This window comes from Bartonella sp. ML70XJBT (genome assembly GCF_028618425.1).
Classification (GTDB): Bacteria; Pseudomonadota; Alphaproteobacteria; order Rhizobiales; family Rhizobiaceae; genus Bartonella.
The window spans coordinates 1-8,466 of the sequence record NZ_JAQISX010000033.1 but is presented as its reverse complement, the minus strand read 5'-3'; the positions used below and the strand labels follow the sequence as shown (position 1 = coordinate 8,466).

General features: G+C 39.2%; 10 protein-coding genes and 4 pseudogenes. 9 read left to right on the top strand and 5 right to left on the bottom strand.

The features are described from left to right. From PVV65_RS08695 to PVV65_RS08675, 5 genes and pseudogenes are all read left to right on the top strand, one after another. On the top strand, positions 1-701 hold a 701-nt coding region (locus tag PVV65_RS08695), incomplete at its 5' end, for a S49 family peptidase (protein ID WP_273789895.1). Then, the gene (locus tag PVV65_RS09985; protein WP_273789896.1) at positions 587-964 is read left to right on the top strand and encodes a hypothetical protein; all 378 of its coding nucleotides are present in this window, start codon (positions 587-589) and stop codon (positions 962-964) included. The genes PVV65_RS08695 and PVV65_RS09985, both read left to right, overlap by 115 nt. Then, positions 961-1,332, top strand: coding sequence for a head decoration protein (locus PVV65_RS08685; protein ID WP_273789894.1), 372 nt, complete (start codon positions 961-963; stop codon positions 1,330-1,332). The genes PVV65_RS09985 and PVV65_RS08685 overlap by 4 nt, the downstream gene beginning before the upstream one ends. Positions 1,333-1,344: 12 nt before the next feature. Continuing rightward, a complete protein-coding gene (locus PVV65_RS08680) occupies positions 1,345-2,412 on the top strand; it encodes a major capsid protein (RefSeq protein ID WP_273789893.1) in 1,068 nt (355 codons plus the stop codon). Position 2,413: 1 nt separating this feature from the next. After that, positions 2,414-2,759 (top strand): annotated as a pseudogene (locus tag PVV65_RS08675) (hypothetical protein). Positions 2,760-2,794: 35 nt separating this feature from the next. On the opposite strand, the gene PVV65_RS08670 reads toward PVV65_RS08675, so the two are convergent. Next, entirely contained in the window at positions 2,795-3,880 is a 1,086-nt protein-coding gene (locus PVV65_RS08670; RefSeq protein WP_273755751.1) for a hypothetical protein, read from the bottom strand. 350 nt (positions 3,881-4,230) lie between these two features. On the opposite strand from PVV65_RS08670, the pseudogene PVV65_RS08665 reads away from it, so the two are divergent. Continuing rightward, a pseudogene (locus tag PVV65_RS08665) lies at positions 4,231-4,963 on the top strand (antA/AntB antirepressor family protein). Beyond that, positions 4,960-5,298 carry a hypothetical protein gene (locus PVV65_RS08660; RefSeq protein WP_404978401.1) on the top strand — a complete coding sequence of 113 codons (339 nt, stop codon included), beginning with the start codon at positions 4,960-4,962 and terminating at the stop codon, positions 5,296-5,298. Before PVV65_RS08665 ends, PVV65_RS08660 begins: the two are co-directional and overlap by 4 nt. Here PVV65_RS08660 and PVV65_RS08655 read toward each other — a convergent pair. The 4 genes and pseudogenes from PVV65_RS08655 to PVV65_RS08640 all read right to left on the bottom strand — a co-directional run bounded on the left by PVV65_RS08655 (position 5,228) and on the right by PVV65_RS08640 (position 6,418). Further along, entirely contained in the window at positions 5,228-5,569 is a 342-nt protein-coding gene (locus tag PVV65_RS08655; RefSeq protein ID WP_273789892.1) for a HigA family addiction module antitoxin, read from the bottom strand. The two genes, PVV65_RS08660 and PVV65_RS08655, sit on opposite strands and share 71 nt — an antisense overlap. A gap of 44 nt (positions 5,570-5,613) precedes the next feature. Next, positions 5,614-5,821, bottom strand: a pseudogene (locus PVV65_RS08650) (toxin-antitoxin system HicB family antitoxin); the annotation flags it as partial. A gap of 38 nt (positions 5,822-5,859) precedes the next feature. Beyond that, positions 5,860-6,132 (bottom strand): BrnA antitoxin family protein, encoded by a 273-nt coding sequence (locus PVV65_RS08645; protein ID WP_273789890.1) that lies wholly within the window; start codon positions 6,130-6,132, stop codon positions 5,860-5,862. Further along, the gene (locus PVV65_RS08640; protein WP_273789889.1) at positions 6,119-6,418 is read right to left on the bottom strand and encodes a BrnT family toxin; all 300 of its coding nucleotides are present in this window, start codon (positions 6,416-6,418) and stop codon (positions 6,119-6,121) included. The genes PVV65_RS08645 and PVV65_RS08640 overlap by 14 nt, the downstream gene beginning before the upstream one ends. A 77-nt stretch (positions 6,419-6,495) precedes the next feature. Between PVV65_RS08640 and PVV65_RS08635 the strand changes: the two are divergent. Then, a pseudogene (locus PVV65_RS08635) lies at positions 6,496-7,039 on the top strand (hypothetical protein). Positions 7,040-7,235: 196 nt separating this feature from the next. Next, the gene (locus PVV65_RS08630) at positions 7,236-8,402 is read left to right on the top strand and encodes a site-specific integrase (protein ID WP_273789888.1); all 1,167 of its coding nucleotides are present in this window, start codon (positions 7,236-7,238) and stop codon (positions 8,400-8,402) included. Positions 8,403-8,466: the final 64 nt, after the last annotated feature.

The window sequence follows — 8,466 nt, the reverse complement described above, 5'->3', positions numbered from 1 at the left end:
GCGGCGGTGGAGAAGCCGGCGGTGTGTTTGATTTGGTTGAAGAGTTTCAAACACTCTCAAAACAATACGACAAGCCCATTTGGGCACATGCCAATGAGTTTGCCTGTTCAGCGGCTTATGCCATTGCCTGTTCTGCTTCTCAAATATGGGTTGCTCGCACGGGTGTTGTAGGCTCGATTGGAGTTGTTTGCGCCCATCTTGACCAATCCCGTGCAGATGAAAAACACGGACATAAATGGACCTTTGTCTTTGAAGGTGATCACAAAGTTCATGGCAACCCTCATGAACCCTTGAGCGATACAGCACAGATAAAAATACAAGCAGATTGCGCCCTGCTCTACGAGATGTTTGTGGATTTGGTTGCGCAAAACAGACCTCTGAGTGCGGCTGCAATCCGCGACACCAAAGCAGAAACTTTTATAGGCAACCAAGCTCTCAAACTTGGATTAGCAGATGCGCAGGGGACCCTTGCGCAAGCTTTGGAAGCCTTAACAGCTTCCATTAACTCACCCCCAACAGCAATAAAAGAAGGACAAAACACATGGGACGCACACACTATCGCGCTAGAGAAGACGATGATGAAAAGATTGTCGACGTCATCCATGAAGACGAAGAAGACACTCTCGACATTGACGAAGATGCCGAAGACTTCGACGATGATGAGGAAGATAAAGACAACGAAGATAAGCAAGAAACCATAAAAGCAGCTCTTGAAAAGGAAAGAAGACGCGCACAGGCACTAACAAACCTTGAAAAGCAAGCAAAGCGTTTAGGTGTTTCTTTTGATGCAGCAAAAGCCATTCAAAGCGGCATGAATGTTGAGAAAGCTAAAAATGTTGTCTTATCTGCTGCTGTCTCGAAAAGTTCCTCTTTAAAACTCTCGACCACAGCGCCCCACAGTGATGGGACGAACAAGACAAAAATTTATGCAAAATGGGAAGCAGCTTGGAGGGCAATAAAATGAATAATCAAGTTTTCTATGAAGATGTTCGCAATGGCACTTATCTTGGACGCTATGACACGGATATGTCCAATGAAGAAGTGGTTTTTGCATCAGGGGCATTTGTTGAAGCCGGCACTGTTATGGGAAAAGTAACAGCAACAGGAAAATATGTTCCCCTTAATCCAGCACTATCAGATGGCAGTCAAACGCCGGCAGGAATTTCTTATGCCACTGTTGATGTAACAGAGGCAGATCAACGCGCAGTCATTACAGCGCGCTTGAGTACCGTGAAAGCTTCTGAACTGCTATGGCCAGATGCCATCACCGATGAACAGAAAAGTGCTGCCATTCAGTCTTTAGAAGACAAGAACAACATTCTGTTGCGATAGGAGAATGCGCACATGGATATGAACTTTTTTAAACACGACGCTTTCTCTGCCGTTACAATGATGAAAGCCATTGAAAACTATGAGTTTCAACCTGGTATTATCGGTTCTCTCAACCTTTTTGAAGAAATCGAGACGAGTACAACAATCGTTGGTATTAAGAGACATGATATATCACTTATTCAAACAAGTGAACGCGGTATGTCTTGTACAAACAATAACAAAACTGATCACCTTCGATTTTTTCAAACAACGTGTATTGTCAAAAGTGATACCGTAAAAATAGAAGAAGTCCAAGGATGGAATATATTGAGTCCAGCAAATCAGTTAGAAACGGCAATGAAATATATTGCTGGAAAACAAAAGAAACTCATTTCTGAAATCGAATTGATATGGGAAAATATGCAACTTGGCGCTGTCCAAGGTGTTGTGCTTGATGCCAATAGTTCTGTCATTATTGATTGGTACAAGGAATGGGAAATTACACCCCAAAAACCGATTGACTTTAAACTCAATGTTGAGACAACAAATGTTGCCGACCATGTTGATCAAGTCATCATGAGAATGATTGAAGCTTCAAAGGGAGCATTTTCTGATCGTTCACGGATTATTGGGCTTTGTGGAAATGAGTTCTTTTCCAAGTTGAAAAACCATAAAACAGTTCGTGAAACCTATCTCAACACAGCTCTTGCACAAACACTCAATAGCGCTGGAGGTGTTGCAACACCAAGTGCCATTGGTTCTGGGAGCTTTGGGAGTTTTGATTTTGCAGGTGTCACTTTCATTAATTACCGAAGTGTTCATAACTATAATGTGAGTGCAAAAGCTGGAACAAAACGCGCCATAGGAATTAAGCCTGATGAATGCCAATTCTTTCCTGCTAATGCGCCTGGCGTATTCCAAAAAACCTTTGCACCAGCGGAAACTGAGAATTTTTCTCATACAATTGGAAAATCTCTTTACAACATTCTTATTCCAGATCCTGATCATAATACATGGGCCAAACTTGCGGTGTACAGCTATCCGCTTTACATCTGCACACGCCCTGAAATGCTCTTTAAAGCGGTCAGTGGAGGCAAATAACATGCAATGGCACGGGTTGCTCAACAAAATGATTGAAGATGTACGCAACACCTTTGGGCAACCCGTCATCTACACACGAAAGGATAATCAACAATCGTTTCGGATTACAGCGATTTACACCATTAAACATTCAGAATCGGAGGCTGGTGGCAGAATCCCCACAACAGTACTCGAAAAGAACTTGATGTTTGTATTATGATATCGGAGGAATACCACCAAAACCTCAAGATAGTGTTATGATCATCTCACCTGAAAACAATAAATCCCCCTCTTCTCAAGAGCACTTCGTGATCACAGATGTCCAAGCTTCTGAATCCGGTATGTGTAAGCTTATCTTGCGGGGCTAAAAGTAAGGGAAGTTTATATGGTATACCTTTAAAAATCAATAAGGCTGCCCAAGAGCTCGGATTATTGCTGCAAACCTTGGATTTGGAATAGCCTTAAATCTGTAATTCCATGGTGCGCCAGTACGATGACTGATGTGACATCCTTGATATGTTATAGATACTGATGCAATTCTTGCCCAAGTAGTCCTTTCATTATCTTCAGGGCTTTCAAATACAATAGCTTGATTTGTTACTAAAAGACGTCCTAAAAGTGAAGCATTTTCGCCAATATTGAAGGTAACGCATTCTTGAACTCCCAACAGTTTTTCATTTTGTACTAAACGATAATCATATTCACTTGCGTCAAGTTCTTGAAACATTTCACATGCCTCCTCGAAATTAGAGGGAGGAATATCTGATTGCCACAAAGCAACTTCTTCTTCAAAGCGTTTTTCCTTTTTACTTGCAATATAAACAGGAATAATCAAAGCTAAAACGATAAGTATTGGTACTAATAACCATAGTGAAATACTTATTATTATGGCAATGCCTCCAACCAGTAGAGTACAAAGGAGAAAGATCTTTACCCTCTTTTCTAACCGTTTTTTTTCAAGTTTCGGCGACATTTTATTAACAACTGATAAATCAGAAGAAGGATGGATATGGGGGGGAGGCATTAAAACCTGCTTTAAAACTTTTTCTTTAAAACGTTTTTTGCGTTTATCACGCCAATGAACAAAAATAGATAATGCAATAAATGCCAAGAAGATTAACCAAAACCAGCCCCAAAAGCCTAGTCCATCATTTTCATCTGATTTTTTATCTTGAGTAAAAATGATTTGCTTATCAGTATTCTCAAGTAATGCCCGTGTCACGCTTTCATTTTGAGTAGCAATATTTATTAATAAAGTCGAGGAAGAGGAAAAAAATTTATTATTGTATGCAACTTGATCTGATTTGAGTTTGTGAAAAAAAAACGCACCTAATACTATAGAGCCGAGAAATAATAAAATTCCAATGCCAAAGATTTTCAATCCGTTTTTGCGCCATTTTTTTATACACACTAAAACAAATCCGACAACCATCACCGATAACGACAACAAACATACGATTATTGCAATTACATCAAGTATGTCGAGCATTATTCTCCCCTACGCTATAAATAAAAGCGAATGGATTTAATGTGAGTCGGCAAACAAAATAAAGACGCTTTCATCATATTTTTTTAAAATATGTCTATCATTGAATCAGGTGCCTCAAAAACACCTTAAACCAATAGCGGATAGATTACCGAAATAATCTCTTCCCGCCGAAATTTAAAAACTTTGACTCATCACATGCTTTATAGCATATAGTGATTTTGTCGGGTGTGGTTGCACTATACAATACCCTTGCGGGGAAAGTGTAACGACGGACTTATCGCCGTGTTTTTCAGCGCCCAGCACTCTCTTTAGAGTGTCAATGAAAAACATCTAACGATAAGGAGTTCATCATGAACACTCTTATAAAAATTACGGAACGAACAATTGATCAAGAGACTATTCAAACGGTCAATGCTCGTGACTTGCATACGTTTTTAGAAATAAAAGCCCGCTTTAATGACTGGATTAAAAATCGCATTAAAGAATGTAAGTTTCAGGAAAATATAAACTTTATAACGCTTTCTAAAAATTTAGAAAACGGTGGAAAAATAAAATAATACCACATTACATTAGATATGGCTAAACACCTTTCCATGATCGAGCGTAATGATAGAGGACATGAAGCACGTCAATACTTTATCAAATGTGAACGGCTTTTGAAACAAGTAGTGACACCACAAGTTGACTACTCCAAACCCGAAGCATTACTTGGCGTCTTGAATCACTTACAAAGTCAAATTGAACAGAAAGATCATGTGATTGTAGAACTAACTCCAAAAGCAGAGGCTTTGGATGGTTTAAAACGTTCTGATGGGCTGTTTGGTCTTATCGATGCAGCGAAGATGTTAGAGGTACGACCAAAGGATTTAACTGATTATTTGCGGTAAAAATGATTGGGTGTATCGACGTACTCCAAGGGCACCTTTATTACCCTATCAAGATAAAATCAAGAAAGGTTTTATGGATTGCCCTGCGATTACTATTCAAAGACCCGAGGGGACAGAAAAGGTACTGCCTTCAACAAAAATTACCTCCAGAGGATTGGCATATTTGAGAGAACAAATCCATGGAGGTGTACAATGAAGAAGATAGATACTAACTTCTTATGCGATTTATGGATAGCATTGTCTCAATTTTCTGATCGTGATGATATTGAAGATAAGGCTTTTAATACTCTCATTGAAACCATGGATGCGATAGAAAAAGCTTTAATTTTCAAGCTTCAAGATAAACCCCCAAATGCACTAAAAATTTTAGCAATGATTACACATTTTGGAACTTTAAAACCTCCTCCGATTATAGAGCCTTTATTAAAATCTTACGAGCCAACCCCATTAAGAAGGTTACTTAAGAAAAATATGCTGCCTCCTCGTTCTCAAAATGGGGAGGTGGGTAAACCCTACATTCAAATTTATTGATTTTGGCAAATTCGTCTGCTTTTTCAGTTTGTAATATACTAACGTCATAAGCAGCTTGCATGTTAAGCCAAAATTCAGCAGTAGTATCAAAAAAATAGGCTAATCTTAGTGCTGTATCGGGAGTCACTGGATTATTTTCAGCAACAATACGTTCTATTCTCGTGCGTGGAACATTTAATGCTTTTGCAAGAGCATAAGCAGAGAGAGCATATTCTTTTAAATATTCCTCTCGTAAAATTTCTCCGGGATGAATCGCTATATAATTTTTCATCTCGACCTCCTACAGATCAATGATAATCTACGATTTCAACTTCATTTGCCATGTGACAAAGGTATCGGGACTTGTTCTCCATTATGTTGCATATCCTCAACAACTTCTGAAACGAGGTCCATAATACCTTTTAAAGCTTTCTCTGCTTGAACATCTAACCATGAAAGGGATGGAAATTCTGCACACAAACCAACATATTCTTCATTTTCTGGGGACCAAAAAAACACGATACGTATAATGATTATTGTTCATGTTTTATATCTTTTCTATTGTCCTCTATAAAGGATACACTAACCACGATGACTTTTTCGTAAATCTCGCTCAATCAGATGCCTAACATAGCGTGTGTAAGGAATAGCTTGTTTTTTCGCTTTTTCCTTTAAAGCCTTCATAAGTGCTTGAGGTAAGCGAATATTCATAGAGGCTTCTTTAGGCAAAAATTCGAAATGAACAGGCTTAAAACCCGTTAAGTCATACTCTGTAAGATCAGCAGTATCAACAAAGTTCTCAGCTTCTTCATCCGTCTTGAAAACAGGTATATGTTTTAATTTAGAGGTTTTCATAAAAATCAATCTCCTTTTGATGCATATAACGAGCGCTAATAGGACGCGCGAACAGTTCGTTTTTTGTTGTTCGTAAGGTAAAAGCTAAAAAAATATATCTTTCATTATAGCTTCTACCAATGGTTCTGAAACGCTTTTCTTTAACATTTGGGTCGTTCTTTATGACGAGATTTCCAGGTTCGGTGAATAAATACTCTATTTCTTTTTTAGAAACTCCATGTTTAGCACATTTGGGCCAGTTACCTTCATCCCAGTTTATGCCATGAATTTTGATATTTATTGTCATAACGAATGTATATCAAAATGTATCCACAAATACAATAAAAAATAATTAAATATCAATTTGTTCGAATAGGAGCCTTTATGCATCCGCGCGAAACAATAAGAGAAACATTTGTTGGGTTGATCAAAGCAGCAAAGACGGCAGCTGGTGACAATGTTTTCAATATGCGTGACTTCAATTTATTTATTGAAGCAATGCCGGCCATTTAATATCTCAACGCAAAACGAAACAATCGAAGATGGGCATGATTATGGAGTAAGGCGTCGTGTTTTAACCGTTGATGTCGAATGCTATGCGACATGTGAAGATGGAGCTGGCTTCGTCGACCAATTGGCATGGCAAGTTGAGAAGATTTTCCATGCCAATCCCAATCTTAACAATACTGTTGAAACATGCCGCTTGCAAAATATTGCTTTTGCCTTTGGCGATAATGGTGCCTTAGCGCTCCATGGTGCAATTTTAACCTTTGAAGTCACTTACGTGACCAATATCCCCTCCCCTCATGAAGGAAATACAACCGCAGGAATTGTTGAACCTCTTGTCGGTTTTAACCCCGAAACCGGTATGGGAAATGAAGAGAAATACATAAAGATTGAGAAACCCCATGTTAGAGCGACGCGATAAAGAGATCACTGATTTAAAAAGGCAAGATATTGATTTATAATGATAATTTAGCGTTATTCATATTGAATTAGAACACCGAATAACGTAAGATTCTCTCATTTCAAATCTGTTTATCTTGCATCAATTAAAATCACTCATTTGCACATCACAAGCGGGATGAGTGTGTGGATCAAATTTGTATAAGAAAGGAGTAAAAATGGCTCTTATGAACCGTCTTAATGCAAGGTCTGTTGCAACATTGGGGGCTGGCAAATATAATGATGGTGCCGGCTTGCTTCTTCATAAGCGTAAAGATGGAGGTGCTCAATGGATTTACCGTTATACCATTCACGGACGTCGTCGCGAAATGGGCTTGGGGGCTTTAAGAGATGTCTCTTTAAAACAAGCCCGTGAATTGGCAACGGGGTGGCGCTCTGTTCTTCGTGAAGGGCGTGATCCCATTCAAGAACGCAACAAACAAAAGCGTGAAGCAATAAGCAATCTCCATTATTTAAAAGATATTGCTTTAGAGACTTTTGAAAGTCGGAAAGCTGAATTAAAAAATGATGGAAAAGATGGAAATTGGTTTGCACCTTTGCGGCTTTACATTCTCCCTAAATTAGGCTGTCTGCCCGTTTCAGAAATTACGCAAACAGAGATACGCAACACACTCGCCCCTATCTGGCATACAAAAGCTGGAGCAGCCCAAGCAGCATTAATACGTCTTAATCTGTGTCTTAAACATGCGGCTGCATTAGGTTTGGATGTTGATTTACAAGCAACAGAAAAAGCACGCGCGCTCTTAGGGAAACAACGTCATAAAACGCAAAATAGACCAGCAATGGATTGGAAAGAAGTGCCGGCTTTTTATAAAACACTTTGTCAAAAAACAACTATGACACAACTAGCCTTGCGTTTACTTATTTTGACAGGAGTTCGTACACGCCCTTTACGTTATATTCATAAGGATCAAGTTGATGGAGATATATGGACAATCCCTGCTGAGAATATGAAAGGAAGGCGTGATGCTACAACAGAATTTCGTGTCCCTTTATCTTCTGAAGCATTAGACATTTTGAAACAAGCGCGCCTGCTTTCTCGCAACGATTTCTTTTTTTCTGCTAGAGGTCGTGGTGCCCTTGATGAGAAGTGTATGGCTACGTATATGAGAAAAAATAAACTTGAAGCCTGCCCGCATGGATTTCGTTCTAGTTTACGCAATTGGCTTGCTGAAACAACCGATGCCCCCTATGAGGTCGCTGAAACTATTCTAGCTCATACAGTGGGCGGTAAAGTAGAGCGTGCCTATCGTCGTACTGATTATTTAGAACAGCGCCGTGTCTATATGGATAAATGGGCGGCTTATGTTACAGGTCAAGCTTAAGATATGGGGTGTAATACCCCATTATCTGTGGATAACTTTCTCTCTCTCTTCTCTCATTCTTTCT

Excerpts from the sequence above, each read along its gene's own strand:
- PVV65_RS08685 (WP_273789894.1), top strand. The coding sequence starts at position 961 with ATGAATAATCAAGTTTTCTATGAAGATGTTCGCAATGGCACTTATCTT.
- PVV65_RS08680 (WP_273789893.1), top strand. The coding sequence starts at position 1,345 with ATGGATATGAACTTTTTTAAACACGACGCTTTCTCTGCCGTTACAATG.
- PVV65_RS08670 (WP_273755751.1), bottom strand. The coding sequence starts at position 3,880 with ATGCTCGACATACTTGATGTAATTGCAATAATCGTATGTTTGTTGTCG.
- PVV65_RS08660 (WP_404978401.1), top strand. The coding sequence starts at position 4,960 with ATGAAGAAGATAGATACTAACTTCTTATGCGATTTATGGATAGCATTG.
- PVV65_RS08655 (WP_273789892.1), bottom strand. The coding sequence starts at position 5,569 with ATGAAAAATTATATAGCGATTCATCCCGGAGAAATTTTACGAGAGGAA.
- PVV65_RS08645 (WP_273789890.1), bottom strand. The coding sequence starts at position 6,132 with ATGAAAACCTCTAAATTAAAACATATACCTGTTTTCAAGACGGATGAA.
- PVV65_RS08640 (WP_273789889.1), bottom strand. The coding sequence starts at position 6,418 with ATGACAATAAATATCAAAATTCATGGCATAAACTGGGATGAAGGTAAC.
- PVV65_RS08630 (WP_273789888.1), top strand. The coding sequence starts at position 7,236 with ATGGCTCTTATGAACCGTCTTAATGCAAGGTCTGTTGCAACATTGGGG.